Origin of the sequence: Streptomyces sp. NPDC046866, from assembly GCF_040704625.1 — a bacterium.
Classification (GTDB): domain Bacteria; phylum Actinomycetota; class Actinomycetes; order Streptomycetales; family Streptomycetaceae; genus Streptomyces.
The window spans coordinates 280,904-305,494 of sequence record NZ_JBEYXN010000003.1 but is presented as its reverse complement, the minus strand read 5'-3'; the positions used below and the strand labels follow the sequence as shown (position 1 = coordinate 305,494).

At 71.1% G+C, this 24,591-nt stretch carries 28 protein-coding genes; 2 read left to right on the top strand and 26 right to left on the bottom strand.

The window, feature by feature from the left end; all coding sequences use genetic code 11:
- Positions 1 to 79 precede the first annotated feature (79 nt).
- The 6 genes from tsaE to glmS form a co-directional block, all read right to left on the bottom strand.
- On the bottom strand, positions 80 to 547 hold the full coding sequence (gene tsaE, locus AB0953_RS07425; RefSeq protein WP_366858610.1) for a tRNA (adenosine(37)-N6)-threonylcarbamoyltransferase complex ATPase subunit type 1 TsaE: 468 nt from the start codon (positions 545 to 547) through the stop codon (positions 80 to 82).
- A 46-nt stretch (positions 548 to 593) separates the two neighbouring features.
- Positions 594 to 1,799, bottom strand: coding sequence for an alpha/beta hydrolase (locus AB0953_RS07420; RefSeq protein WP_366858430.1), 1,206 nt, complete (start codon positions 1,797 to 1,799; stop codon positions 594 to 596).
- A 42-nt stretch (positions 1,800 to 1,841) separates the two neighbouring features.
- Positions 1,842 to 2,984 (bottom strand): alanine racemase, encoded by a 1,143-nt coding sequence (gene alr / locus AB0953_RS07415; protein ID WP_366858429.1) that lies wholly within the window; start codon positions 2,982 to 2,984, stop codon positions 1,842 to 1,844.
- 293 nt (positions 2,985 to 3,277) lie between these two features.
- The gene (locus AB0953_RS07410; protein ID WP_366858428.1) at positions 3,278 to 4,666 is read right to left on the bottom strand and encodes an NAD(P)H-hydrate dehydratase; all 1,389 of its coding nucleotides are present in this window, start codon (positions 4,664 to 4,666) and stop codon (positions 3,278 to 3,280) included.
- 5 nt (positions 4,667 to 4,671) lie between these two features.
- Positions 4,672 to 5,040: a holo-ACP synthase gene (locus AB0953_RS07405; RefSeq protein WP_366858427.1), complete on the bottom strand. Its 369-nt coding sequence runs from the start codon at positions 5,038 to 5,040 to the stop codon at positions 4,672 to 4,674.
- 23 nt (positions 5,041 to 5,063) lie between these two features.
- Entirely contained in the window at positions 5,064 to 6,911 is a 1,848-nt protein-coding gene (gene glmS / locus AB0953_RS07400) for a glutamine--fructose-6-phosphate transaminase (isomerizing) (RefSeq protein WP_366858426.1), read from the bottom strand.
- A 426-nt stretch (positions 6,912 to 7,337) separates the two neighbouring features.
- Here glmS and coaA point away from each other — a divergent pair, with 426 nt between their 5' ends.
- Together coaA and AB0953_RS07390 are read left to right on the top strand one after the other, a co-directional pair.
- Positions 7,338 to 8,276, top strand: a complete 939-nt coding sequence (gene coaA / locus AB0953_RS07395) for a type I pantothenate kinase (RefSeq protein WP_366858609.1) — start codon at positions 7,338 to 7,340, stop codon at positions 8,274 to 8,276.
- Positions 8,277 to 8,300: 24 nt separating this feature from the next.
- On the top strand, positions 8,301 to 9,260 hold the full coding sequence (locus AB0953_RS07390; RefSeq protein WP_366858425.1) for a DUF389 domain-containing protein: 960 nt from the start codon (positions 8,301 to 8,303) through the stop codon (positions 9,258 to 9,260).
- 12 nt (positions 9,261 to 9,272) lie between these two features.
- On the opposite strand, the gene glmM is transcribed toward AB0953_RS07390, so the two are convergent.
- The 20 genes from glmM to rplF form a co-directional block, all read right to left on the bottom strand.
- Entirely contained in the window at positions 9,273 to 10,631 is a 1,359-nt protein-coding gene (gene glmM / locus AB0953_RS07385; protein ID WP_366858424.1) for a phosphoglucosamine mutase, read from the bottom strand.
- A gap of 133 nt (positions 10,632 to 10,764) precedes the next feature.
- On the bottom strand, positions 10,765 to 11,280 hold the full coding sequence (rpsI, locus tag AB0953_RS07380; RefSeq protein WP_366858423.1) for a 30S ribosomal protein S9: 516 nt from the start codon (positions 11,278 to 11,280) through the stop codon (positions 10,765 to 10,767).
- A 41-nt stretch (positions 11,281 to 11,321) separates the two neighbouring features.
- On the bottom strand, positions 11,322 to 11,765 hold the full coding sequence (rplM, locus tag AB0953_RS07375; protein WP_361913687.1) for a 50S ribosomal protein L13: 444 nt from the start codon (positions 11,763 to 11,765) through the stop codon (positions 11,322 to 11,324).
- 235 nt (positions 11,766 to 12,000) lie between these two features.
- Positions 12,001 to 13,287 (bottom strand): glycosyltransferase family 87 protein, encoded by a 1,287-nt coding sequence (locus AB0953_RS07370; protein WP_366858422.1) that lies wholly within the window; start codon positions 13,285 to 13,287, stop codon positions 12,001 to 12,003.
- 36 nt (positions 13,288 to 13,323) lie between these two features.
- Positions 13,324 to 14,952: an ATP-binding cassette domain-containing protein gene (locus tag AB0953_RS07365; RefSeq protein ID WP_366858421.1), complete on the bottom strand. Its 1,629-nt coding sequence runs from the start codon at positions 14,950 to 14,952 to the stop codon at positions 13,324 to 13,326.
- A 33-nt stretch (positions 14,953 to 14,985) separates the two neighbouring features.
- A complete protein-coding gene (gene truA / locus AB0953_RS07360) occupies positions 14,986 to 15,837 on the bottom strand; it encodes a tRNA pseudouridine(38-40) synthase TruA (RefSeq protein ID WP_366858420.1) in 852 nt (283 codons plus the stop codon).
- Positions 15,838 to 15,955: 118 nt separating this feature from the next.
- On the bottom strand, positions 15,956 to 16,426 hold the full coding sequence (gene rplQ, locus AB0953_RS07355) for a 50S ribosomal protein L17 (RefSeq protein WP_366858419.1): 471 nt from the start codon (positions 16,424 to 16,426) through the stop codon (positions 15,956 to 15,958).
- Between the two features lie 108 nt (positions 16,427 to 16,534).
- Positions 16,535 to 17,557, bottom strand: a complete 1,023-nt coding sequence (locus AB0953_RS07350) for a DNA-directed RNA polymerase subunit alpha (protein WP_003956430.1) — start codon at positions 17,555 to 17,557, stop codon at positions 16,535 to 16,537.
- Between the two features lie 145 nt (positions 17,558 to 17,702).
- Positions 17,703 to 18,107: a 30S ribosomal protein S11 gene (gene rpsK / locus AB0953_RS07345; RefSeq protein WP_003956432.1), complete on the bottom strand. Its 405-nt coding sequence runs from the start codon at positions 18,105 to 18,107 to the stop codon at positions 17,703 to 17,705.
- A gap of 54 nt (positions 18,108 to 18,161) precedes the next feature.
- Complete coding sequence (gene rpsM / locus AB0953_RS07340; RefSeq protein ID WP_007265919.1) at positions 18,162 to 18,542, bottom strand: 30S ribosomal protein S13; 381 nt, start codon at positions 18,540 to 18,542, stop codon at positions 18,162 to 18,164.
- A gap of 198 nt (positions 18,543 to 18,740) precedes the next feature.
- The gene (rpmJ, locus tag AB0953_RS07335) at positions 18,741 to 18,854 is read right to left on the bottom strand and encodes a 50S ribosomal protein L36 (protein WP_003956441.1); all 114 of its coding nucleotides are present in this window, start codon (positions 18,852 to 18,854) and stop codon (positions 18,741 to 18,743) included.
- Positions 18,855 to 18,927: 73 nt separating this feature from the next.
- The gene (gene infA, locus AB0953_RS07330; protein WP_003956442.1) at positions 18,928 to 19,149 is read right to left on the bottom strand and encodes a translation initiation factor IF-1; all 222 of its coding nucleotides are present in this window, start codon (positions 19,147 to 19,149) and stop codon (positions 18,928 to 18,930) included.
- Positions 19,150 to 19,278: 129 nt separating this feature from the next.
- Positions 19,279 to 20,115 (bottom strand): type I methionyl aminopeptidase, encoded by an 837-nt coding sequence (map, locus tag AB0953_RS07325; protein WP_366858418.1) that lies wholly within the window; start codon positions 20,113 to 20,115, stop codon positions 19,279 to 19,281.
- A gap of 99 nt (positions 20,116 to 20,214) precedes the next feature.
- Positions 20,215 to 20,862: an adenylate kinase gene (locus tag AB0953_RS07320; RefSeq protein ID WP_366858417.1), complete on the bottom strand. Its 648-nt coding sequence runs from the start codon at positions 20,860 to 20,862 to the stop codon at positions 20,215 to 20,217.
- Positions 20,862 to 22,175, bottom strand: coding sequence for a preprotein translocase subunit SecY (secY, locus tag AB0953_RS07315; RefSeq protein ID WP_366858416.1), 1,314 nt, complete (start codon positions 22,173 to 22,175; stop codon positions 20,862 to 20,864). Before secY ends, AB0953_RS07320 begins: the two co-directional genes overlap by 1 nt.
- A 187-nt stretch (positions 22,176 to 22,362) precedes the next feature.
- Positions 22,363 to 22,818 (bottom strand): 50S ribosomal protein L15, encoded by a 456-nt coding sequence (rplO, locus tag AB0953_RS07310; RefSeq protein WP_366858415.1) that lies wholly within the window; start codon positions 22,816 to 22,818, stop codon positions 22,363 to 22,365.
- Positions 22,819 to 22,820: 2 nt separating this feature from the next.
- Complete coding sequence (gene rpmD, locus AB0953_RS07305; protein WP_005313525.1) at positions 22,821 to 23,003, bottom strand: 50S ribosomal protein L30; 183 nt, start codon at positions 23,001 to 23,003, stop codon at positions 22,821 to 22,823.
- A complete protein-coding gene (gene rpsE, locus AB0953_RS07300; protein WP_361913662.1) occupies positions 23,003 to 23,605 on the bottom strand; it encodes a 30S ribosomal protein S5 in 603 nt (200 codons plus the stop codon). The genes rpmD and rpsE overlap by 1 nt, the downstream gene beginning before the upstream one ends.
- Positions 23,606 to 23,650: 45 nt before the next feature.
- Entirely contained in the window at positions 23,651 to 24,034 is a 384-nt protein-coding gene (rplR, locus tag AB0953_RS07295) for a 50S ribosomal protein L18 (protein ID WP_360624191.1), read from the bottom strand.
- Positions 24,035 to 24,038: 4 nt separating this feature from the next.
- Positions 24,039 to 24,578 (bottom strand): 50S ribosomal protein L6, encoded by a 540-nt coding sequence (gene rplF, locus AB0953_RS07290; RefSeq protein WP_366858414.1) that lies wholly within the window; start codon positions 24,576 to 24,578, stop codon positions 24,039 to 24,041.
- Positions 24,579 to 24,591 lie beyond the last annotated feature (13 nt).

Below are 24,591 nucleotides of genomic sequence, written 5' to 3'. Positions count from 1 at the left end.
CCGGTCGGCGCAACATCTTTCCCGACGGGTTGTCGGTACGTTTTCCGGAACCCCGCGCCGCGCCCGCCCGTACCCGGGCTCAGCCCGCCGCCGCGGGGGCCAGGGCGCCCAGCGCGTCCGGCGCGGCCCAGCGGGCGCCGATCCCGCGCACCGAGACCTCGCGTACGTCGTCGAGGACCTCCTCGTGGCCGACGGCCCGGGCGATCACCACGTGCAGGCGGTCCTCGGAGAGCTCCTCCACCTTGCCGTCGCCCCACTCCACGACGACCACGGACTCGGGCAGCGAGACGTCGAGGTCCAGGTCCTCCATCTCCTCCAGCCCGCCGCCGAGCCGGTACGCGTCCACGTGCACCAGCGCCGGCCCGCCGCGCAGCGACGGGTGCACCCGGGCGATGACGAAGGTCGGCGAGGTCACGGCGCCGCGCACGCCGAGCCCCTCGCCCAGTCCGCGGGTCAGCGTGGTCTTGCCCGCGCCGAGCTCGCCGGTCAGCAGGACGAGGTCCCCGGGGCGCAGCAGGCCGGCGATGCTGCGGCCGAGCTCCTGCATGGCCCCGGGCGAGTCGACGGTGATGCGGGCCTGGGCGGCCGGGGCCTCAGGTCCCGGCTGCGGCTCCCGGCTGCGGGGGGTTGCCGGCGGTTCCAGCGGTGCTTCTTCCATGTCCGCCAACGTTAGCCGCTGCGGGCACCGCACCGGTGCGCGCGAACAGCTCGATCAGCAGCGCGGTCACCGTCTCCGGGTACTCCAGCATCATCAGGTGCCCGGCCCGCTCCAGGACGACGAGCTCGGCGGCCGGCAGCGCGTCCTTGATGGCCTGGCTGTGCGCGGCCGGGGTGATCATGTCGTGGTCCCCGGCGATGACGGTGACGGGGATGTCCGCGAACCGCTGGAGGGCCTCGGTCTTGTCGTGGGTCTGGAAGGCCGGGTAGAACTCGGCGACCACGTCGATCGGGGTGGCCTCGATGAGCCGCTCGGCGAAGCGGGCGACGCCCGGGTCCACCTCGCGGGGCGCGCCGAACGAGTACATCTTGATCATGCCGGCGAAGAGGTCGGCGGTGGCCCGCCGCCCGCGCTCGACCAGCTCCACCTGCGAGCCGAGCGCCTTCAGGACGGGCGGCAGGATCCGGCGCACGGCCCCCATGCCCACGGCGGGAAGCCCGTACGTGACCTCCGAGAGCCGGCCGCTGGAGGTGCCGACCAGGGCCACGGCGAGGACGCGGTCGCGGACCAGCTCCGGGAACTGCTCGGCCAGCGCCATGATCGTCATACCGCCCATGGAGTGGCCGACGAGGATCAGCGGGCCCTCGGGGGCGGCCGCGTCGATGACGGCCTTCAGGTCGCGGCCGAGCTGGTCGATGGTCGCCGGCTCGCCGTCGGCCTGGGCGAAGCCGCGGGCGCTGCGGCCGTGGCTGCGCTGGTCCCAGTACACGGCGCGGACCATGCCGCGCAGGGCGGCGCGCTGGAAGTGCCAGGAGTCCTGGCCCAGGCAGTAGCCGTGGCAGAACACCACCGTCGGCGCGGGCGCGGGCTTGCGGCGCAGCCGGGAGCGCTGGCGCTTGGCCGGCTCCTCGGGCAGCTCGTCGACCTCGAAGTGGAGCTCCGTGCCGTCCTCGGCATAGGCGGCGCCCGGGGTCCCGCGCAGCGAGCCGTAGTCGCCGGTGGCATCGAGGGCCAGGCGCGCCTTGCGGCGCACGCCGCGGCCGACCGTGATCCGTTCGACGGCGACACCGGCCGCCGCGCCCGCGGCTATCACGCCGATGGCGGCTCCGGCCCAGCCGGCCCTGCGCCAGTTATCGCCCACGCCGTCCTCACTCAGCAGTCAGCAGTCAGCCCTCGGCGGCCGTCAAGCGTTGCGGTACACCCGCGGCACCCGCGCGCCGATACGGGTGACGATCTCATACGCGATCGTGTGCGCCGCTTGAGCCCAGTCCTCGGCGGTGGGCTCGCCGTGGGCGCCGCTGCCGAAGAGGACCGCCTCGTCGCCCGGGCGGACCCGGCCGCCGTCGCTGCCGAGGTCGACCACGAACTGGTCCATGGCGACGCGCCCGGCCACGCGGTGGACGCCGCCGCCGACGAACACGGGGCCGCGGCCGGAGGCGTGCCGGGGGATCCCGTCGGCGTACCCGGCGGGGATCAGCGCGAGGACGGTCTCGCTGTCGGTGGTGTAGTGGTGGCCGTAGCTGACGCCGTGGCCCGGGGGCACCGTCTTGACCAGGGCCACCGAGGCCTTGAGGGCCATCGCGGGCCGCAGGCCGAGCTGCTCGGGGGTGCCGAGCTCGGGCGCGGGCGAGACGCCGTAGACGGCGAGGCCGCAGCGCACGAGGTCGAAGTGGCTCTCCGGAACCGTCAGCGTGGCGGGCGAGTTGGCGATGTGCCGGACCTCGGGCTCCACGCCCTCCTTCTCGGCGTACGCGAGCATGTCGCGGAACGCGGCGAGCTGCAGCGCGATCGAGGGGTGGCCCGGCTCGTCGGCGCAGGCGAAGTGCGACCAGACGCCGGTCACCCGGACGGTGCCCTCCGCCTGGGCGGCGACGGCCGCGCCGACGAGCTCCGCCCAGTCGGCGGGCTGGCAGCCGTTGCGGCCGAGGCCGGTGTCGGCCTTGAGCTGGATCCGGGCGGTCCGGCCGGCGGCGCGGGCGGCGGCCCGCACCTCCTCCAGCGCCCACATCCCGCTGACGGACACGTCGATGTCGGCCTCCACGGCCTCCTGCCAGGGGCCGCCCGGGGTCCACAGCCAGCACATCATCGGGCCGCCGATCCCGGCCGCGCGCAGGGCGAGCGCCTCCTGGGGGGTGGCGGTGCCGAGCCACGCGGCGCCGGCCTCCTGGGCCGCGCGGGCGCACGGGGCGGCCCCGTGGCCGTAGGCGTCCGCCTTGACGACGGCCATCAGGGCGGCCCGGGGGGCCCGTTCGCGCAGGGCGCGGACGTTGGCCCGTACGGCGTCAAGATCGATCTCGGCGTACACGCGCGTGGCTGTCTCGTTCATCGCCCACAGTCTCTCAGAGCCCGGCCCCGCCGCCCGCAGGGCAACCCCCCTGGCGGCGCGTCGTCCCCGCCGTCGCAACGGGCGGGGGCCGGGGCGCCGCCGCGGCAGCCGCTGCGCGGAACCGGTCCCCTCCAGCCCCTTCCCGAACCGGGGCTGACGCCCCGGACCCCGTTCCGTGCGCTCCGTGCCCGGTGCCCCCGAAGGGGTGCGGGGCGCAGCCCCGCGGCGGGGGCCGGGGCCGCAGGACCCGGTTGCGGGAAGGGGCGGGGTGGGGAGACGGCTCCGCGCAGCGGTCAGAGGCGCCAGGCCTCGGGAAGGGCTTCGGCCAGGTCCTGGGCCAGGAGAGGGGCGTCGCGGGCGGCGGTGCGGCCGGCCAGGCCGTGGACGTAGGCCGCGACGGAGGCCGCGTCGCGCACCGCGAGACCCGCGGCCAGCAGGGAGCCGGCCAGCCCCGAGAGGACGTCGCCGCTGCCGGCCGTGGCGAGCCAGTGGCTGCCGGTGGGGTTGACCCGGACGGGCCCGCCTTCGCCGCAGACGAGCGTGGTGGCCCCCTTCAGGAGCGTCGTCGCGCCGTAGCGGGCCGCCAGTTCCCGGGCCGCCGCCAGCCGCCCCGATTCCACCGCCTCCCGGGCCACCCCCAGCAGCGCCGCCGCCTCCCCCGCGTGCGGGGTCAGCAGCGTCGGGGCCGGACGGCTGCGCACGGCCGCCGGGTCCAGGCCGCGCAGCCCGTCGGCGTCCACGAGCACCGGCACCGGGTCGGCCAGGGCTCGGGCGACCTCCGCCGCGCGGCCCTCGCCGAGGCCCGGCCCGACCACCCAGGCCTGGACCCGGCCGCGCCCGATCAGCGTCTCGGGGTAGCGGGCCAGTACGGCCTCGGCCGCCGGCCCCACGTACCGCACCGCGCCCGCGCCGCCCCGCAGGGCCCCGGCCACGGCGAGCACCGCCGCCCCGGGGTACTGCAGGGACCCGGCGATGACGCCGACCACGCCGCGGCGGTACTTGTCGCTCACCGCCGTGGGCCGGGGGAGCAGCGCCGCGACGTCCCCGTGCTCCAGGGCCTGCGCCGCCGGCGCCGAGGCGGCCGGGTCGAGGCCGATGTCCACCAGCCGGACCTCGCCCGCCAGCGTCGCGCCCGGGTCGATCAGGAGCCCCGGCTTGTACGCCCCGAAGGTCACCGTCACGTCGGCCCGGACCGCCGCGCCGGCGACCTCCCCGGTGTCGGCGTCGACCCCGCTCGGCAGGTCCACGGCGACCACGGTCGCGCCCGCCGGGATCCGTTCGGCGAGCGCCGCCGCGGCCGGCCGCAGCGCGCCGCGCCCGCCGATGCCGACCAGCCCGTCCAGGACCAGGTCGGCCCGCGCGGGCACCGCCTCGGCCAGCCGCCCGCCGGCGGCCCGCAGCGCGGCGAGCCCGCCCGGGTGCACCCGCTCGGGGTCCATCGCCACCGCCGTCACCCCGGCGCCGCGCCGGGCCAGCCGGGCGCCGGCGTACAGGGCGTCGCCGCCGTTGTCGCCGGGCCCGACCAGCAGCAGCACCCGCGCCCCGTACACCTTCCCCAGGAGCCCGGCGCAGGCGGCGGCCAGCCCGGCCGCCGCCCGCTGCATCAGGGCGCCCTCGGGCAGCCGCGCCATCAGCTCCCGCTCGGCGGCCCGTACGTCCTGCACCGCGTATGCCGTCCGCATGGCTGCTACGCCTCCGCGATGACCACGGCGGAGGCGACGCCCGCGTCGTGGCTGAGGGAGATGTGGAAGGACTTCACGCCGAGTTCGTCGGCCCGCGCCCGCACCGTCCCGGTCACCCGCACCCGCGGCTGCCCGGTGTGCTCCACGTACACCTCGGCGTCGGTCCACAGCATGTTGCCGGGCGCGCCGAGCGCCTTGGCGAGCGCCTCCTTGGCCGCGAACCGGGCGGCGAGCGAGGCGATTCCGCGCCGCTCGCCGCTCGGCAGCGACAACTCGGCGTCCACGAACAGCCGCTGGGCCATGTTCGGCGTGCGCTCCAGCGCGGCGCCGAAGCGGTCGATCTCGGCAACGTCGATACCCACGCCGATAATCACAACGAAGAACCCAATCCATCACTTCACTCGACGGTCACGGACTTCGCGAGATTACGCGGCTGGTCCACCTCGTTCCCACGCGCCGTGGCCAGTTCGCACGCGAAGACCTGCAGCGGCACCGTCGCCACCAGCGGCTGGAGCAGCGTCGGCGTCGCCGGGATCCGCACCAGGTGGTCGGCGTACGGGACCACCGCCTGGTCGCCCTCCTCCGCGATCACGATGGTCCGCGCCCCGCGCGCCCGGATCTCCTGGATGTTCGACACGATCTTGTCGTGGAGCACCGAGCGCCCGCGCGGCGAGGGCACGACGACCACCACCGGCAGGTCCTTCTCGATCAGCGCGATCGGCCCGTGCTTGAGCTCGCCCGCCGCGAAGCCCTCGGCGTGCATGTACGCGAGCTCCTTGAGCTTGAGCGCGCCCTCCAGCGCCACCGGGTAGCCGACGTGCCGCCCGAGGAAGAGCACGGTGTCCTTGCCGGCGAGGGACCGGGCCAGTTCGCGTACGGGCTCCATCGTCTCCAGCACGGTGTCCACGGCGGCGGCGATGTCGGACAGCTCGCGCACCACCGCCTGGATCTCGTCGCCCCACTTGGTGCCGCGGACCTGCCCGAGGTAGAGCGCGACCAGGTAGCAGGCCACCAGCTGCGTCAGGAACGCCTTGGTGGAGGCGACCGCCACCTCCGGCCCGGCGTGCGTGTACAGCACCGCGTCCGATTCCCGCGGGATGGTCGAGCCGTTGGTGTTGCAGATGGCCAGCACACGGGCGCCCTGCTCGCGGGCGTGCCGCAGCGCCATCAGCGTGTCCATGGTCTCGCCGGACTGGGAGATCGCCACGACCAGCGTGCGCTGGTCGAGGATCGGGTCGCGGTAGCGGAACTCGCTGGCGAGCTCCGTCTCGCAGGGGATGCGGGTCCAGTGCTCGATGGCCAGCTTCGCGATCATGCCCGCGTGGTACGCCGTACCGCAGGCCACGATCACGACCTTGTCGACCTCCCGCAGCACCGACGCGGGGATGCGCACCTCGTCCAGGGTGAGCGAGCCGCTCGCGTCGATCCGGCCGAGGAGGGTGTCGGCGACGGCCTTCGGCTGCTCGGCGATCTCCTTGAGCATGAAGTAGTCGTAGCCGCCCTTCTCGGCGGCCGAGGCGTCCCAGTCCACGCGGTAGGCGCGCACCGTCGCGAGCGTGCCGTCGAAGTTGGTCACCGAGACCTCGTCGCGGCGCAGCTCCACCACCTGGTCCTGGCCGAGCTCGATCGCGGACCGGGTGTGGGCGATGAAGGCGGCCACGTCCGAGGCGAGGAAGTTCTCGCCCTCGCCGATGCCCACGACCAGCGGGGAGTTGCGGCGGGCGCCGACCACCACGTCCGGTACGTCGGCGTGCACCGCGACCAGGGTGAACGCCCCCTCCAGCCGCCGGCACACCCGCCGCATGGCCTCGGCGAGGTCCCCGTGGGCGGCGAACTGCTCGGCGAGCAGGTGTGCGACGACCTCGGTGTCGGTCTCGGACTCCAGCCGGTGGCCGCGCTCGGCCAGTTCGGCGCGCAACGCGGCGAAGTTCTCGATGATGCCGTTGTGGACGACGGCGACGCGGCCCGCGTTGTCCAGGTGCGGGTGGGCGTTGAGGTCGGTGGGCCCGCCGTGGGTGGCCCAGCGGGTGTGCCCCAGGCCGGTGGAGCCGGCCGGCAGCGGATGGGCGACGAGCTGTTTCTCCAGGTTGACCAGCTTCCCGGCCTTCTTGGCGGCCGCGAGCCTGCCGTCGGCGAGGACGGCGACGCCCGCCGAGTCGTAGCCGCGGTACTCCAGCCGCTTCAGTCCGGCGATGACCACATCGAGCGCCGACTGCGCTCCCACGTAACCCACAATTCCGCACATAGCGCGCAGCGTACGCCGCGGGCCCGCCCCCCGTCCCGTACCTGTGCAAGACGAGGGCCCCGCCCCGGCGAATGCGCCGGAGCGGAGTTGACGGACCTTCGAACTGGCCTGCGCCCGGGCGCGAGCTGAGCGGCGGCACCGGCGCCGGCCCTGGAGGTCTTGGCCGACTCGCCTCCGCCCCTCACGCCGTAGCCGCCGGCGCAGGCGGCGCCGGCCGTCTTCAGGGCCGCGAAGGCCCCCTCCGCGCCGGCGCCCCGCCCCTCCCGCCGCCCTCCCCCACGTGACCGACCCCACCACCCACGGAGGGCCCCGAGCCCCGACAATGGAAGTGTGATCACTTCGCCGCCACGAAGCACGCCGGACAGCGCAACGGAGCGCCCCGACCGGCCGGAGCGCGCCCAGCGCCGCGCCGAGCCCTCGCCGTACGTGGACCTCACCCGCGCCGAGTGGAGCGCCCTGCGCGAGCGCACCCCGCTGCCGCTGACCGCCGAGGAGGTCGAGCAGCTGCGCGGCCTCGGCGACGTCATCGACCTCGACGAGGTCCGCGACGTCTACCTGCCGCTCTCCCGTCTGCTCAACCTGTACGTCGGCGCCACCAGCAACCTCCGCGGCACCCTCAACACCTTCCTCGGCGACGCGGGCGGCAACGGCCACGGCAACCAGCAGGGCACGCCCTTCGTCATAGGCGTCGCCGGCTCCGTCGCCGTCGGCAAGTCCACCGTGGCCCGGCTGCTGCAGGCCCTGCTGGCCCGCTGGCCCGAGCACCCGCGCGTCGAGCGCGTCACCACCGACGGGTTCCTGTACCCGATGGAGGAGCTGCGCCGGCGCGGGCTGACCTCCCGCAAGGGCTTCCCCGAGTCCTACGACCGCCGCGCGCTCACCCGTTTCGTCGCCGACATCAAGGCCGGCAAGGCCGAGGTCACGGCCCCCGTCTACTCGCACCTGATCTACGACATCGTCCCCGGCGAGCAGCTCGTCGTGCGCCGCCCCGACATCCTGATCGTCGAGGGCATCAACGTGCTCCAGCCGGCCCTGCCGGGCAAGGACGGGCGGACCCGGGTCGGCCTCGCCGACTACTTCGACTTCAGCGTGTACGTGGACGCGCGCCCCGAGGACATCGAGCGCTGGTACCTCAACCGGTTCCGCAAGCTGCGCGAGACCGCGTTCCAGAACCCCTTCTCCTACTTCCGCAAGTACACCCAGGTCTCCGAGGAGGAGGCGCTGGAGTACGCGCAGACCATGTGGCGCACGATCAACAAGCCGAACCTGCTGGAGAACGTGGCGCCCACCCGGGGCCGCGCCACCCTCGTCGTCCGAAAGGGCCCCGACCACAAGGTCCAGAAGCTGAGCCTGCGCAAGCTCTGAGACGGCCCGGCCTACTGTGCGGGCATGCTGCACCTGCGGATGATCACCCCGCACGACCGGACCGGCGCCGTGCTCGCCCTGGTCGAGCGGACCGTCGGCACCACGCACGTGGCGGTGGTGGAGGGGGCCGCCCGCGACCCGGCCGGCGACATCGTGCTCTGCGACGTGGCCCGCGAGGCGGGGGACGAGCTGCTGCAGGGGCTGCGCGAGCTGGGCGTCGACCGGGACGGCGCGATCACCGTCGAGAACGTCTACCTGTCCCTGTCGGCCCGCGCCGAACAGGCCGAGCAGGAGGCTCCGGGCGAGGCCGCGGACGCGGTGGTCTGGGAGCACCTGGCCGAGGCCACCCACGAGGAGTCCACCCTCACCATCACCTACCTGCTCTTCCTCTCCCTCGCGACGATGATCGCGGCCTGCGGAGTGGCCCTGGACAACTCGATCCTGATCGTGGGCGCGATGGCCGTGGGCCCTGAGTTCGGTCCGCTCGCCGGGATCTGCACCGGGCTGGTGCAGCGGGCCCCGAAGCTGGCGGCCCGCTCGGGGCTGGCCCTGCTGGTGGGCTTCGCCGTGGCGGTCGTCGCGACGACGCTCTTCAGCCTCGTGATGGACGCCCTCGGCCAGTTCCACGCGGGCATGCTCGACCGGCCCCGCCCGAACACCAGCTTCATCTGGCGGCCGGACCCGTTCTCGTTCGTCGTCGCCCTGCTCGCCGGGGCGGCCGGGGTGCTGTCGCTGACCTCGGCGAGGTCGGGGGCCCTGGTGGGCGTGGCGATCTCGGTGACCACCGTCCCGGCCGCGGCGAACGCGGCCGTGGCGCTCAGCTACGGCGAGTTCGCGCAGATGCGGGGCTCCGCCGAGCAGCTGGTGCTGAACCTGGCCGGCATCGTGCTCTCCGGCTGCCTGACCCTCTTGGGCTGGAAACTGCTGTGGCGCACCCAGCACGGCCGGATGACCCGGCCGCCGGGTGCGCCACGCGGTGCGTGAGCGGGGTGCGGCCTAGCCGAGGGCCGACTTCACGGCGTCGGCGAGGCGGCCGGCGACCGCGCGGGCCTGCTCGATGTCGGCGGCCTCCACCATCACCCGTACGAGCGGCTCGGTGCCCGACGGACGCAGCAGCACCCGGCCGGTGGCGCCGAGCTCCCGCTCGGCGTCGGCGACGGCCGCGGCCAGCTCGCCGGAGGTCGCCACCTTGGACTTGTCCACGTCGGGAACGTTGATCAGGACCTGCGGCAGCCGCTTCATCACGCCGGCCAGCTCGGCGAGCGAGCGGCCCGTCGCGGCCACGCGCGCGGCCAGCATCAGGCCGGTCAGCGTGCCGTCGCCGGTCGTCGCGTGGTCCAGGATGATCACGTGGCCGGACTGCTCGCCGCCCAGCGCGTAGCCGTGCTCCTTCATGGCCTCCAGCACGTACCGGTCGCCGACGCCGGTCTGCACGACGTCGATGCCCTCGGCCTCCATGGCCAGCTTGAAGCCCAGGTTGGACATCACGGTGCCGACGACGGTGTTGCCTCGCAGGGAGCCGGCCTCGCGCATGGCCAGGGCCAGCACGGCGAGGATCTGGTCGCCGTCGACCTCCGCGCCAGAGCCGTCCACGGCCAGGCAGCGGTCGGCGTCGCCGTCGTGGGCGATGCCGAAGTCGGCCCCGTGCTCGACCACGGCCTGCTTGAGCAGGTCCAGGTGGGTGGAGCCGCAGCCGTCGTTGATGTTCAGGCCGTCGGGCTCGGCACCGATGGTGACGACCTCGGCGCCGGCCCGGGCGAAGGCCTCGGGCGAGACCCGGGCGGCCGCGCCGTGCGCCTCGTCCAAGACGATCCTCAGCCCGTCGAGGCGGTTAGGCAGGACGCCGATGAGGTGGGCGACGTACTTGTCGAAGCCCTCGTCGTAGTCGGAGACCCGGCCGACGCCGGCGCCGGTGGGCCGGTCCCAGGGGGCTCCGGTGCGGTGCTCCTCGTAGACGGCCTCGATGCGGTCCTCGAGCTCGTCGGCGAGCTTGTGACCGCCGCGGGCGAAGAACTTGATCCCGTTGTCGGGCATCGCGTTGTGGCTGGCGGAGAGCATCACGCCGAGGTCGGCACCCAGCGCACCGGTGAGATACGCCACGGCCGGGGTGGGCAGCACACCGACGCGCAGGACGTCCACGCCGGCGCTCGCGAGACCGGCGACGACGGCGGCCTCCAGGAACTCGCCGGAGGCGCGGGGGTCGCGCCCGACGACGGCGGTGGGCCGGTGCCCCGCGAAGGTGCCCGCTTCGGCCAGCACGTGGGCAGCTGCCACGGAGAGGCCGAGCGCGAGCTCAGCCGTCAGATCCGCATTGGCGACGCCGCGTACACCGTCCGTCCCGAAGAGTTGTCCCACAGTTGACCTCCCAAGATCGCGCTTCGCTCGAGACCTGCCGTGACAGGTATGTGCCGCTCGTGGCGGTAAACGAACCGCCCCGGCAGCACGGAGAGTGCTGCCGGGGCGGTCGTTGCTGAACAGCAGGCGCAGATTAGCGCTTGCTGTACTGCGGAGCCTTACGGGCCTTCTTCAGACCGGCCTTCTTGCGCTCGACCGCACGGTCGTCGCGGGAAAGGAAGCCGGCCTTCTTCAGCGCCGGGCGGTTGTTGTCGACGTCCGCCTCGTTCAGCGCACGGGCCACGCCCAGGCGCAGGGCGCCGGCCTGGCCGGAGACGCCGCCACCCGAGATGCGGGCGATGACGTCGTAGCGGCCGTCGAGCTCGAGCAGCTTGAACGGCTCGTTGACTTCCTGCTGGTGCACCTTGTTCGGGAAGTAGTCCTCGAGGGTGCGACCGTTGATCTTCCACTTGCCGGAGCCCGGAACGATCCGGACGCGGGCAATGGCGTTCTTGCGACGGCCCAGGCCGGCGGCCGGCTGGGGGTCGCCGAAGCGACCGGCAAGGGACTCGGAGGTGTAGTCGCCCTCGACGACGACGTCCGACTCGGTGGTGTACTCCTCGACGCCCTCGAAGTCGTCGACGGGGGTCTCGGCGGTGGTCTCGGCCACGATGCTCCTCAGAATTCTCTGTGTTTAGGGGGTGGCCGGAACTACTGCGCGACCTGGGTGATCTCGAACGGCACCGGCTGCTGGGCAGCGTGCGGGTGCTGGTCGCCCGAGTAGACCTTCAGCTTCGAGAGCATCTGACGGCCCAGGGAGTTCTTGGGGAGCATGCCCTTGACGGCCTTCTCGACGGCCTTCTCCGGGTTGTTCGCCAGCAGGTCGTCGTAGCGCACGGAGCGCAGACCGCCCGGGAAACCGGAGTGGCGGTAGGCCATCTTCTGGGTCGCCTTGTTGCCGGACAGGTGGACCTTGTCGGCGTTGATGATGACGACGAAGTCGCCCATGTCCATGTGGGGGGCGTAGGTCGGCTTGTGCTTGCCCTTCAGGAGGGCAGCGGCCTGGGTCGCCAGACGGCCGAGGACAACGTCCTGGGCGTCGATGACGAGCCACTGGCGCGAGATGTCGCCGGGCTTGGGGCTGTACGTACGCACGCGTATGCCTTCGCTTCTTCAGTGGTGGGTCATCCCATAGGGCGCAAGCCCCGCGGGAAGGGTCCTGACAGGGTCACCACGGACGATCACGACAGCCCTCGTTCACATCGGGGACGCAACCCGTGTGAACCGCTGGTCATCGGTCCGGTGGACCGGCGTAAGGCCCTTTCACGTGAGAATGAGAAAGCCCATACGCATAACAAACCAGCAGAATACCCAAGCAGACCCGTTTGGGTCAAAACGCGGTCCGCGATGCCGGTTCTGCTGGCGTCGCGGCGCACTCCGGTTCGGTCCTGGGTGGGGACCCCGCAGTTGTTACGGGTTTCAGGATAACCCGAGCGGAGCGCAGCGCACGACCCGCCAGCAGAGCCGCGAGGGCGCACAGGGTCGCCATGTCCCGGAACGCGCGCCGCTTGTGGGCCAGCTCGGAGGGCCACGGCACCAGCGCCGCCTGGGGCGCCAGGGCCAGCCAGAACCAGGGCGAGCGGGGCATCGAGCCCGGTCGCACCCCCGAGGCCAGCAGCAGCGGAAGCACCACCAGCAGGTAGTGGTCGAAGGAGGGCCGCGAGACCAGGAATGCGGCGAGCATCACCATGCACGCCGTCTCCGCCAGCCTCAGCTCTCCCCCGTCGGCCTCCGCGCGGTCCGGCCGCCGCCAGCGCCGCCAAGCCGCCCACAGCCCGGCGCCGGCACCGGCGAAGGCCACCGCCACCGCCACCGGCCCGGGCACCCCCAGCCGGGGCAGCACCGCGATCGGCGAGGCGTCCCAGGGCAGGGCGTACGCGTCCTGCCCGGCCAGCAGGAACGGCAGGGTCTTGGTGAAGAACAGCGTCGGCCTCGGCATGACCAGCGCGCCCAGCAGCGACAGGCCCAGCGGGAGGCCCGCGGCCGCCGCCAGCCCCCGCCACTGCCGGGCCAGCACGAACAGCAGCCCGACCGGCACGAGCATCGGCTTGCAGGCGATGGCGAGCCCCACCACCAGGCCCGCGGCCGTCCAGGACCGCCGGTGCGCGAGCAGCAGGGCCAGGGGCAGGGCGGCCGCGGAGAGGGCCGTCCAGTTCCCGATCAGGACGAGGTTCGCGTACGGCTTGAATCCGAGGGCCAGCAGCGCGAAGCCGCCGACCGCGAAGCGGGAGCGCGCCGGCACGGAGAACAGCCGCAGGGACGCCCACCAGCCCGCGGCCACCAGCGCCGACATGCCGACCGGGAGCACCCAGCGCAGCACCCCGCGCGGCACCAGCGCCTCGGGCACCGCCAGGAGCACGGCGCTCGGCAGGTAGAGGAACCGCTTGTCCTCGTACGGGGAGCCGCCGGCCAGCAGCGTGTCGGCGGCCTTGACGACGAAGGCGTTGTCCGAGCCCCAGTTGTCCCGCAGGCTCACCGCGACCGCCGTCCCGAGCACCACGGCGAGGCACAGGGCCACCCAGGAGCGGGGCGCCGGCCGCAGCAGCCAGGCCCGCGCCCGCCGCCGGGCCGCCGGGTCGTGCCGTTCCCTGAGCCAGATGCCAGGCCGCAGCCGCACAACGCCTCCCGATCGACCCGCTCGGGGGCGGTCCCCCTAGCGCTTCCGCTCGACCCTACGTTCGTCCCAGACAGGCTCAGCAGTCTCCCGCACCACACCGTCCGAACCGAAGACCAGGTAACGGTCAAACGTGCGGGCGAACCAGCGGTCGTGCGTCACGCACAGCACGGTGCCCTCGTAGGACTCCAGACCGTCCTGCAGGGCCTCCGCCGACTCCAGGTCCAGGTTGTCGGTCGGCTCGTCCAGCAGCAGAGCCGTGGTCCCGGCCAGCTCCAGCAGCAGGATCTGGAACCGCGCCTGCTGGCCGCCCGAGAGCCTCTCGAACGGCTGCTCCGCCTGCCGCTCCAGCTCGTAGCGGCGCAGCGCCCCCATCGCCTGGCCCAGCGGCTTGGCCGCCTCCGTCCACAGGATGTCGACGAGCGTGCGGCCGAACAGCTCCGGGTGGGCGTGCGTCTGCGCGAAGTGGCCGGGAACCACCCGTGCGCCCAGCTTCCAGGCACCGGTGTGCTTGACGTCCTCGCCCGCCAGCAGCCGCAGGAAGTGCGATTTGCCGGAGCCGTTCGAGCCGAGCACCGCGACCCGCTCCCCGTAGAAAACCTCCAGGGAGAACGGCTTCATCAGGCCGGTCAGCTCCAGGTTCTCCACCGTGAGCGCGCGCACGCCCGTCCGGCCGCCCTTGAGCCGCATGGTGATCTCCTGCTCCCGCGGCGGCTCCGGCGGCGGGCCGGCCTCCTCGAACTTCTGGAAGCGGGTCTGCATCGCCCGGTACCGCGAGGCCATGTCGGGGCTGCTCGCGGCCTGGTTGCGCAGCCGCAGCACCAGCGCCTTCAGCCGGGCGTGCTCCTCGTCCCAGCGCCGCTTGAGCTCCTCGAAGCGGGCGAAGCGCTCCTTGCGGGCCTCGTGGTAGGTGCCGAAGCCCGCACCGTGCACCCAGACGTCGGAGCCCATCGGGCTCGCCTCCAGGCTGATGATCTTCTGGGCGGCCTGGGTCAGCAGCTCCCGGTCGTGGGAGACGAACAGGACCGTCTTGCGGGTGGCCCGCAGCTGCTCCTCCAGCCACCGCTTGCCGGGGACGTCGAGGTAGTTGTCCGGCTCGTCGAGCAGGAGCACCTCGTCCGGCCCGCGCAGCAGCGCCTCCAGGACGAGCCGCTTCTGCTCACCGCCGGAGAGCGTGCGCACCTCGCGGAACTGGGCGCGGTCGTACGGGACGCCCAGCGCGGCCGTGGTGCAGACGTCCCAGAGCGTCTCCGCCTCGTAGCCCTGGACGTCGGCCCAGTCGCTGAGCGCTTGGGCGTAGGCCATCTGGGCGGCCTCGTCGTCCACCGTCATGATCAGGTGCTCGGCGTGGTCGACGGCCTTCGCCGCCTCCCGGATCCGCGGCTGGGACACCGAGACCAGCAGGTCCCGTACGGTGGTCTCGTCCCGCACCGAACCCACGAACTGGGACATCACGCCGAGGCCGCCGCTGTGGGTGACGGCGCCGCCGTGCGGCTGGAGCTCACCGGAGATCAGCTTCAGCAGGGTGGTCTTGCCGGCGCCGTTCGCCCCGACGAGGGCCACCACCGCCCCCTCCCCCACGCGGAAGGAGACGTCGGGGAGCAGGACCCGCCCGTCGGGAAGGTAGTACTCCAGGTGGCTGGCTTCGAGATGTCCCATGCCGGGCATTGTCCCGGGCGGCCGCCGGTCCGCCCAAACGGATTAGCAGCAGCCGGCGCCCGGGAGGGTGCGCATGTTGCGGGCCTCCTTGCTGCGGGCGGCCAGCAGCTCGTCCGCCGGGTAGCCGACCTCCTCCAGGGTGAGCCCGTGCGGCTTGACCACGTGCACCGAGGAGTCGCGTACGGCGGCCCGCAGGACCTTGACCGGCCAGTCGGTCGGGCGGTGTCCGTCGCCGACGTGGAGCAGGGCGCCCACCAGCGAGCGGACCATGTTGTGGCAGAACGCGTCCGCGCGGACGGTCGCGGTGACGATGCCGTCCTCGCCGCGCTCCCAGGCGAGCTGCTGGAGGGTGCGGATGGTGGTGGCGCCCTCGCGCCTGCGGCAGTACGCGGCGAAGTCGTGCTCGCCGAGGAGCGCGAGCGAGGCCTCGTTCATGGCGTCCACGTCCAGCGGCCAGGGGTGCCACAGCACGTGGTTGCGGCGCAGCGGGTCGACGCCGCCCTGGTGGTCGCCGACGCGGTAGGCGTAGCGGCGCCAGACGGCCGAGAAGCGGGCGTTGAAGCCCGGGGGGGCCTCGGCCACCTTCCACACCCGTACGTCGCGCGGCAGGCGGCCGGCGAGGCGCCGCAGCAGCTTGTCGCCGTGCTCGGCCCACACCTCCTCGGCCAGGTCGAACTGGGCGACCTGCCCGCGCGCGTGCACGCCGGCGTCGGTCCGCCCGGCCACGGTCAGCTCGACCGGGTGGGGCAGCCGCATCACGGTCTGCAGGGCCGACTCCAGCTCGCCCTGGACGGTGCGCAGCGTGCGCTGCTTCGCCCAGCCGGAGAAGTCGGTGCCGTCGTACGACAGGTCCAGCCGCACCCGGACGTGCCCGGGCTCCACCTCGTCACTCACGTGAGCGATCCTCTCAGGCTCGATCTCTTCACCACGTGCTCACCTCATGCAGAACGGGCCCGCCCCGGAAAGGGGCGGGCCCGCTCAGAGCCGATCAGGCAGGCGCGATCCCGCAGGATCAGGCCTCCTTGGTCTCCTCGACCTCGGCGGGGGCCTCGGCGGCAGCCTCGGCCTCCTTGGCCGCACGCTTGGTGGCGGCCTCGGCCTCACCGGTGGCCTGCTGGGCCACGGTCAGGGCCTCGACGAGCTCGATGACCGCCATCGGGGCGTTGTCGCCGCGACGGTTGCCGATCTTGGTGATGCGCGTGTAACCACCGGGGCGGTTCTCGAAGCGCGGGGCGATCTCGGTGAAGAGCGTGTGGACGATGCTCTTGTCCGTGATCGTCTGGAGGACCAGGCGACGGTTGTGGATGTCGCCCTTCTTCGCCTTGGTGATCAGACGCTCGGCGACGGGGCGCAGGCGGCGGGCCTTGGCCTCGGTCGTCGTGATGCGGCCGTGCTCGAAGAGCGCCTTCGCGAGGTTCGCGAGCAGGTGCTTCTCGTGCGCAGCGCTGCCGCCCAGACGGGCACCCTTTGCGGGACGCGGCATGGTGTTACTCCTTCGTATCTGCACCGGCCGTGTCAGGTACCGGTGTCAGTTCCCTCAGGCGGTCGCAAGAGGGCTGGTGTGGGGGGCGTGAGCCCCCCACAAGCTTTATCAGTACTGCTCGGTCTCGACGAAGCCGGCGTCGGCGTCGTCGTCCGCGCCGAAGGCGTCGGCGGCGGCGGTCGGGTCGAACCCGGGCGGGCTGTCCTTCAGGGCCAGGCCCATGCCGGCCAGCTTCGCCTTGACCTCGTCGATCGACTTCGCACCGAAGTTGCGGATGTCGAGCAGGTCGGCCTCGGAGCGGGCGACGAGCTCACCCACGGAGTGGATGCCCTCGCGCTTGAGGCAGTTGTACGAGCGGACCGTGAGCTCGAGCTCCTCGATCGGCAGCGCCAGGTCGGCGGCCAGGGCGGCGTCCGTCGGGGACGGCCCCATGTCGATGCCCTCGGCGTCGATGTTGAGCTCGCGGGCCAGACCGAACAGCTCGACCAGGGTCTTGCCGGCGGACGCCATGGCGTCGCGCGGGCGCATGGCCTGCTTGGTCTCGACGTCGACGATCAGCTTGTCGAAGTCGGTGCGCTGCTCGACTCGGGTCGCCTCGACCTTGTAGGTGACCTTCAGAACCGGCGAGTAGATGGAGTCGACCGGGATGCGGCCGATCTCCTGGCCCACCTGCTTGTTCTGGACGGCGGAGACGTAGCCGCGACCGCGCTCGACGGTCAGCTCCATCTCCAGCTTGCCCTTGCCGTTGAGGGTGGCGAGGACCAGGTCCGGGTTGTGCACCTCGACACCGGCCGGGGGCGCGATGTCGGCAGCGGTGACCAGGCCGGGACCCTGCTTGCGCAGGTACATCACGACCGGCTCGTCGTGCTCCGAGGAGACGACCAGCTGCTTGATGTTGAGGATGAGGTCGGTCACGTCCTCCTTGACGCCCGGCACGGTGGTGAACTCGTGCAGGACACCGTCGATGCGGATGCTGGTGACAGCGGCACCCGGGATCGAGGACAGGAGGGTACGGCGCAGGGAGTTGCCGAGGGTGTAGCCGAAGCCCGGCTCGAGCGGCTCGATCACGAACCGCGAGCGGTACTCGTCGACGACCTCTTCGGTCAGCGAAGGACGCTGAGCGATAAGCATGTCTTTTTCCTTCAGTCGTGGACGCCCACTATTTGACGTCCGACATGTGCTGTACGGATACAGCGGTACTGCAAGGGTACGGGCGGCACGGCCCCCGAAGGGGACGTACCGCCCGGACACTCAAGGACGCACAGGCGTCGCTGCGTCAGACGCGGCGGCGCTTCGGCGGGCGGCAGCCGTTGTGCGGGGTGGGGGTGACGTCCTGGATCGAGCCCACCTCGAGGCCGGTGGCCTGCAGGGAGCGGATCGCGGTCTCACGGCCGGAGCCCGGACCCTTGACGAAGACGTCGACCTTGCGCATGCCGTGCTCCTGCGCGCGGCGGGCGGCCGACTCGGCGGCCATCTGCGCGGCGAAGGGGGTGGACTTGCGCGAGCCCTTGAAGCCGACGTGGCCGGCGGAGGCCCAGGAGATCACGTTGCCGGACGGGTCCGTGATCGAGACGATCGTGTTGTTGAACGTGCTCTTGATGTGGGCGTGCCCGTGAGCGACGTTCTTCTTTTCCTTGCGGCGCACCTTCTTGGCAGCGCCCTGACGACCCTTGGGGGGCATCTCTTACTCCTACGGGAGGTGGTCGGTCCTACAGCGCAAGACCGCTGAACAGGACTACTTCTTGCCCGGCTTCTTCTTACCGGCGATCGCGCGACGCGGGCCCTTGCGGGTACGCGCGTTGGTGCTGGTGCGCTGACCGTGCACCGGGAGGCCGCGACGGTGGCGGATGCCCTGGTAGCACTGGATCTCGATCTTGCGGCGGATGTCGCCCTGGATCTCGCGGCGGAGGTCACCCTCGGTACGGAGGTTGGCGTCCACGTACTCGCGGATCTTGACGAGGTCCTCTTCGGCCAGGTCACGAACGCGGGTGTTCGGGTTCACGCCGGTGGAGGCGAGGATCTCCTTGGACCGGGTGCGCCCGATACCGAAGACGTAGGTGAGTGCGATCTCCACGCGCTTTTCGCGCGGGATGTCAACACCGGAAACGCGTGCCATGCAATGGCTCCTGTGTGTTCGGGGGTCTTCCGCAGAACCGATCCCGACCGCCGACCACCCGAAGGAGTGGTGGTACGTCCGGGTCCCCGGCCCCCGCCGGAGGTGTCGCCGGCCCGTGCAGGGCTGGGCGGGTTCTGCGTATGTACGTTTTTCTTACGTCGCGCGAAGAACTGCGAAGTGCAGGTCGGTCGGCGTGCGTCAGCCCTGGCGCTGCTTGTGGCGCAGGTTGTCGCAGATGACCATGACCCGGCCGTGACGGCGGATCACCTTGCACTTGTCGCAGATCTTCTTGACGCTCGGCTTGACCTTCATGTGTCTGAGGTTCTCCGGGTCAGTGCCACCACCCGCACCGGGACATCAGCCCAGGCAGGAGTGAGAGCAAGATCTACTTGTATCGGTAGACGATCCGGCCACGCGTCAGGTCGTACGGGGAGAGCTCCACCACGACCCGGTCATCGGGGAGGATGCGGATGTAGTGCATGCGCATCTTGCCGCTGATGTGCGCGAGGACCTTGTGACCGTTCTGCAGTTCCACCTTGAACATTGCGTTCGGGAGGGACTCGATCACGGTGCCCTCGATCTCGATGGCACCTTGCTTCTTGGCCACGCTTCGCCTTTCGAATCGGCTACCTTGATCGGCGCTACGGGCATGGGAATGCACGTAAGCCGACGAGTCAGTCTACGTCAGGGCACCCAGAAAGACGAATCCGGAAAGTTTGCCCATGAGTCTAGATCATTAAGCGAGCGGGTCCGGGGCCGTCGTGACCCCGTACTCCGCCAGCTTCGCCTTGCCGCAGTCCGGGCTGGTCAGGACGATCGGACCGGCCTCCGTCAGGGCCACGGAGTGCTCCCAGTGCGAGGACCAGGTGCCGTCCGTGGTGATGACCGTCCAGTCGTCCGCCAGGACCTCCGTACGGGCGGTTCCGAGCGAGACCATCGGCTCGATGGCCAGGCAGACGCCCGGGACCAGCTTGATGCCCTTGCCCCGCTTGCGCGAGACGTAGTTCAGCAGGTGCGGGTCCATGTGCATCTCGGAGCCGATGCCGTGGCCGCCGTAGTCCTCGATGATCCCGTACTTGCCGGACGAGGGCCGCGGCTGGCGCCGGATGTAGCCCTCGATGGCCTTGGAGATGTCCACGAGCCGGTTGCCGTTCTTCATCGCGGCGATGCCGGCCCACATCGACTCCTCGGTCACCCGGGAGAGCTTGAGCAGCTCCGGAGCGTGTCCGGTGCCCACGAACGCCGTGTAGGCCGCGTCGCCGTGCCAGCCGTCGACGATGGCGCCGGCGTCGATGGAGATGATGTCGCCGTCCTTGAGGACCGTCTTGTCGTCAGGGATGCCGTGGACGACGACCTCGTTGACCGAGGTGCAGATGGTCGCGGGGAAGCCGCCGTAGCCGAGGAAGTTCGACTTGGCGCCGGCGTCCGCGATCACCTTGCGGGCGACCATGTCCAGATCCCGCGTCGTGGCGCCCGGAACGGCCGCCTCGCGGGTCGCCGCGTGGATCGCGGCGACGACCAGCCCTGCCTCGCGCATCTTCGCGATCTGCTCGGGGGTCTTGATCTGGACCATGGGACGCTTCCACCTTCGGATCTGCCGTGTTCTGGTTCACTCAACAGTACGGCCGCGGCGTCCACCGGACACCGCGGCCGTACCTGCACCACAGGGGTACTACTTCTTCAGGGCGTCCATCGCCCGCTGCGTGACGTCCGCGACCTCGCCGAGGGCCGGGATGGTCACCAGCAGGCCCTGGGCCTTGTAGTAGTCGATGATCGGCTCGGTCTGCGTGTGGTAGACCTCCAGCCGGTTGCGGACCGTGGCCTCGGAGTCGTCGTCGCGCTGGTACAGCTCGCCGCCGCACTGGTCGCACACGCCCTCGGTCTTCGGCGCGGCGTACGCGACGTGGAAGACGTGGGCGGAGTCGTTGCGGCAGATCCGGCGGCCGGCGATGCGCTTGACGACCTCGTCCTCCTCGACCTCCAGGTCGAGGACGGCGTCGAGGGTCATGCCCGCCGCCTGCAGCATCTTGTCCAGCGCCTCGGCCTGCGAGACGTTGCGCGGGAAGCCGTCGAGCAGGAAGCCGTTCGCGGCGTCCGGCTGCTCCATCCGGTCCTTGGCCATGCCGATGGTGATCTCGTCCGGGACGAGGTCGCCGGCGTCCATGAACGCCTTGGCACGCCGGCCCAGCTCGGTGTTCTGGCTGATGTTGGCCCGGAACAGGTCGCCCGTGGAGATGTGCGGGATCGACAGGTTCTTCGCAAGGAACGCGGCCTGCGTTCCCTTGCCCGCACCGGGCGGTCCGACGAGGACGATACGCATCAGCGGAGGAACCCTTCGTAGTTACGCTGCTGGAGCTGGCTCTCGATCTGCTTCACGGTTTCCAGACCCACACCCACGATGATGAGGATGCTCGTCCCGCCGAACGGGAAGTTCTGGTTCGCTCCGAAGCCGGCCAACGCCATCGTCGGCACAAGAGCGATGAGACCCAGGTACAGCGATCCCGGCCAGGTGATCCGGTTGAGCACGTAGCTCAGGTACTCGGCGGTGGGTCGACCGGCGCGGATACCCGGGATGAACCCACCATACTTCTTCATGTTGTCTGCAACTTCCTCGGGGTTGAACGAAATCGCCACGTAGAAGAACGCGAAGAAGACGATCAGGAGGAAGTAGGCGGCGATGTAGTACGGGTGGTCGCCCTTGACGAAGTGCTTTTGGATCCAGATCGCCCAGTCTGCGGTGGATCCGCTGAACTGAACGATCAGCGCGGGGATGTACAGCAGCGACGAGGCGAAGATGACCGGAATCACACCCGCCTGGTTCACCTTGAGCGGGATGTAGGTCGAGGTGCCGCCGTACGCGCGGCGCCCGATCATGCGCTTCGCGTACTGGACCGGGATGCGGCGCTGGGCCTGCTCCACGAAGACCACCAGCGCGACCATCGCCAGGCCGACCAGGATCACCACGCCGAACTCGACCCAGCCGTCGGCGATCTTGCCCTGGAGCTTGATCTGCCACAGGGCGCCGATGAAGCCGGCGGCGATCGAGATGAACATCAGGATCGACATGCCGTTGCCGATGCCGCGGTCGGTGATGAGCTCGCCGAGCCACATGACCACGCAGGTGCCGGCGGTCATGGTGATGACCATCGTGACGGTGGTGAAGATCGAGCGGTTGGGCACGATCTGGCTCGCGACCTGGCAGCCCTGGAAGAGGGCGCCGGTGCGGGCGGTGGCGACGAGACCCGTGCCCTGGAGGATCGCGAGCGCGACCGTCAGGTAGCGCGTGTACTGCGTGATCTTCGCAGTGCCGGCCTGGCCCTCTTTCTTGAGGTTCTCGAGCTTCGGGATGACCACGGTCAGCAGCTGCAGGATGATGCTCGCCGTGATGTACGGCATGATCCCGAGCGCGAACACCGTGATCTGCAGCAGCGCACCGCCGCTGAACATGTTGACGAGACCGAAGAGGCTGTTGCTGCTCCCGGCCTGGTCGACACAGATCTGGACGTTCTTGTAGCTCACGCCGGGTACCGGGATGTGGGACCCGAGCCGGAACAGCACGATGATGCCGAGCGTGAAGAGCAGCTTCTTGCGCAGGTCGGGCGTCTTGAACGCCCGGGCGAACGCGGTGAGCACGGTGCCTCCTGCGACCCCCGCGCTACTGCGTCAGAGGTGACGGTCTGAGGTTCGACGAATACGTACATGCAAAGGTGCAGGCCACCTTACCGGCGACTGCGCCCCCCGTGGAACGACCAACCGGGGATGCCCCATATGTGAGGCATCCCCGGTCGGGTTTTACTCGCTATCTGTCACGCGGTTCGTCTTAGACGAGCTCGGTGACGGTGCCGCCGGCGGCGGCGATCTTCTCCTTGGCGGAGCCGGAGACGGCGTCAACCGAAACCTGCAGCGCAACGGAGATCTCGCCCTGGCCCAGGACCTTGACGAGCTGGTTCTTGCGAACCGCACCCTTGGCGACCAGGTCGGCCACCGTGACCTCGCCACCCTGCGGGTAGAGCGCGGCCAGCTTGTCCAGGTTCACGACCTGGAACTCGGTGCGGAACGGGTTCTTGAAGCCCTTCAGCTTCGGCAGGCGCATGTGGAGGGGCATCTGCCCACCCTCGAAGCGCTGCGGAACCTGGTAACGGGCCTTCGTACCCTTGGTACCACGACCGGCCGTCTTACCCTTCGAGGCCTCACCGCGACCCACACGGGTCTTCGCGGTCTTGGCGCCGGGGGCGGGACGGAGGTTGTGGGCCTTCAGCGGGCTGCTCTCAGCCATGATTAGTCAACCTCCTCAACCGTCACGAGGTGGCGGACGGTGTGCACCATGCCGCGGAACTCGGGGCGGTCCTCCTTGACGACCACGTCGTTCAGGCGCTTGAGCCCGAGCGAACGCAGGGTGTCGCGGTGGTTCTGCTTGCTACCGATGTACGACTTCGTCTGCGTGATCTTGAGGCGAGCCATCACACACCCGCCCCTGCACGCGCACGGAGCAGAGCCGCGGGGGCGACGTCCTCGAGCGGCAGACCGCGGCGGGCCGCGATCTCCTCGGGACGCTGCAGGCCCTTGAGGGCCTCCACGGTCGCGTGCACGATGTTGATCGCGTTGTCGGAGCCGAGCGACTTCGACAGGATGTCGTGAACGCCGGCGCACTCCAGAACGGCGCGCACCGGGCCACCGGCGATAACACCGGTACCGGGGGAAGCAGGCTTCAGCAGGACAACGCCGGCCGCCTTCTCGCCCTGGATCGGGTGCGGGATGGTGCCCTGGATGCGGGGGACGCGGAAGAAGTTCTTCTTCGCCTCCTCGACACCCTTGGCGATGGCCGCGGGAACTTCCTTGGCCTTGCCGTAACCGACACCCACGGTGCCGTCACCGTCGCCCACCACGACCAGCGCGGTGAAGCTGAAGCGACGACCACCCTTCACAACCTTGGCGACACGGTTGATCGCGACAACGCGCTCAACGTAAGCGGTCTTCTCGGCGGCAGCGCCACCGTCGCGACCCTTCCGGTCCCGCCGCTCGCCGCCACCGGCACCGCTGCCGCGGCGCTGGGGTCCAGCCATTGGATTACCTCTCTCTGTTACGTCCGTGAGTCCCGGAACCGGGGCTTAGAACTTCAGCCCGGCTTCGCGGGCGGCGTCAGCCAGAGCGGCAATGCGCCCGGCGTACCTGTTGCCACCGCGGTCGAACACGACGGCCTCGACACCGGCGGCCTTGGCGCGCTCGGCGACCAGGGCACCGACCTGCTTGGCCTGCGCGGACTTGTCACCCTCGCCGCCGCGGATCGACGCGTCCAGGTGCGACGCCGACGCCAGGGTGTGGCCCTGGAGGTCGTCGATGACCTGAGCGGTGATACCGCGGTTCGAGCGGGTCACGACGAGACGCGGACGCTCCGCCGTACCCGAGATGCTCTTGCGGATGCGGATGTGGCGGCGCGCCTTCGCAGCGCGCTTGTAAGCGTCGCCCTTGGCGATCTTCACACCGTATGCCATGGCTTTACTTACCAGCCTTTCCGACCTTGCGGCGGATGACCTCGCCCGCGTACTTGACGCCCTTGGCCTTGTACGGGTCGGGCTTCCGCAGCTTGCGGATGTTGGCGGCGACCTCGCCGACCTTCTGCTTGTCGATGCCCTCGACCGAGAACTTGGTCGGCGACTCGACCTTGAAGGAGATCCCCTCGGGGGCCTCCACCACGATCGGGTGGCTGTAGCCGAGCTGGAACTCCAGACCGGAGCCCTTCGCGGCAACGCGGTAACCGACACCGCTGATCTCGAGCGCCTTGGTGTATCCCTGGGTCACACCGGTGATCATGTTGGCCACCAGCGTGCGGGACAGGCCGTGGAGGGCCTTGTTCTGACGCTCGTCGTTCGGACGGGTGACGGACAGGGTGCCGTCCTCGCCCTTAACGATCTCGATGGGGGCGGCAACGGTGTGGGAGAGGAGACCCTTGGGGCCCTTCACCGCGACCGTGCGGCCATCGATGGTGACGTCCACGCCGGCGGGAACCGGGATGGGGAGCTTGCCGATACGAGACATAGCTTTTCCTCCG

Coding starts and splice junctions, on each gene's coding strand:
- map (WP_366858418.1), bottom strand. CDS start 20,115: ATGGTCCAGATCAAGACCCCCGAGCAGATCGCGAAGATGCGCGAGGCA.
- rplR (WP_360624191.1), bottom strand. CDS start 24,034: ATGGCATACGGTGTGAAGATCGCCAAGGGCGACGCTTACAAGCGCGCT.
- rpmD (WP_005313525.1), bottom strand. CDS start 23,003: ATGGCTCGCCTCAAGATCACGCAGACGAAGTCGTACATCGGTAGCAAG.
- AB0953_RS07320 (WP_366858417.1), bottom strand. CDS start 20,862: ATGCGTATCGTCCTCGTCGGACCGCCCGGTGCGGGCAAGGGAACGCAG.
- rpmJ (WP_003956441.1), bottom strand. CDS start 18,854: ATGAAGGTCAAGCCGAGCGTCAAGAAGATCTGCGACAAGTGCAAGGTG.
- AB0953_RS07390 (WP_366858425.1), top strand. CDS start 8,301: ATGCTGCACCTGCGGATGATCACCCCGCACGACCGGACCGGCGCCGTG.
- tsaE (WP_366858610.1), bottom strand. CDS start 547: ATGCAGGAGCTCGGCCGCAGCATCGCCGGCCTGCTGCGCCCCGGGGAC.
- alr (WP_366858429.1), bottom strand. CDS start 2,984: ATGAACGAGACAGCCACGCGCGTGTACGCCGAGATCGATCTTGACGCC.
- rplQ (WP_366858419.1), bottom strand. CDS start 16,426: ATGCCGCGTCCCGCAAAGGGTGCCCGTCTGGGCGGCAGCGCTGCGCAC.
- rplO (WP_366858415.1), bottom strand. CDS start 22,818: ATGGCTGAGAGCAGCCCGCTGAAGGCCCACAACCTCCGTCCCGCCCCC.
- AB0953_RS07410 (WP_366858428.1), bottom strand. CDS start 4,666: ATGCGGACGGCATACGCGGTGCAGGACGTACGGGCCGCCGAGCGGGAG.
- rpsK (WP_003956432.1), bottom strand. CDS start 18,107: ATGCCCCCCAAGGGTCGTCAGGGCGCTGCCAAGAAGGTGCGCCGCAAG.
- glmS (WP_366858426.1), bottom strand. CDS start 6,911: ATGTGCGGAATTGTGGGTTACGTGGGAGCGCAGTCGGCGCTCGATGTG.
- AB0953_RS07365 (WP_366858421.1), bottom strand. CDS start 14,952: ATGCCCGGCATGGGACATCTCGAAGCCAGCCACCTGGAGTACTACCTT.
- rpsM (WP_007265919.1), bottom strand. CDS start 18,542: ATGGCACGCGTTTCCGGTGTTGACATCCCGCGCGAAAAGCGCGTGGAG.
- rpsE (WP_361913662.1), bottom strand. CDS start 23,605: ATGGCTGGACCCCAGCGCCGCGGCAGCGGTGCCGGTGGCGGCGAGCGG.
- AB0953_RS07350 (WP_003956430.1), bottom strand. CDS start 17,557: ATGCTTATCGCTCAGCGTCCTTCGCTGACCGAAGAGGTCGTCGACGAG.
- rplF (WP_366858414.1), bottom strand. CDS start 24,578: ATGTCTCGTATCGGCAAGCTCCCCATCCCGGTTCCCGCCGGCGTGGAC.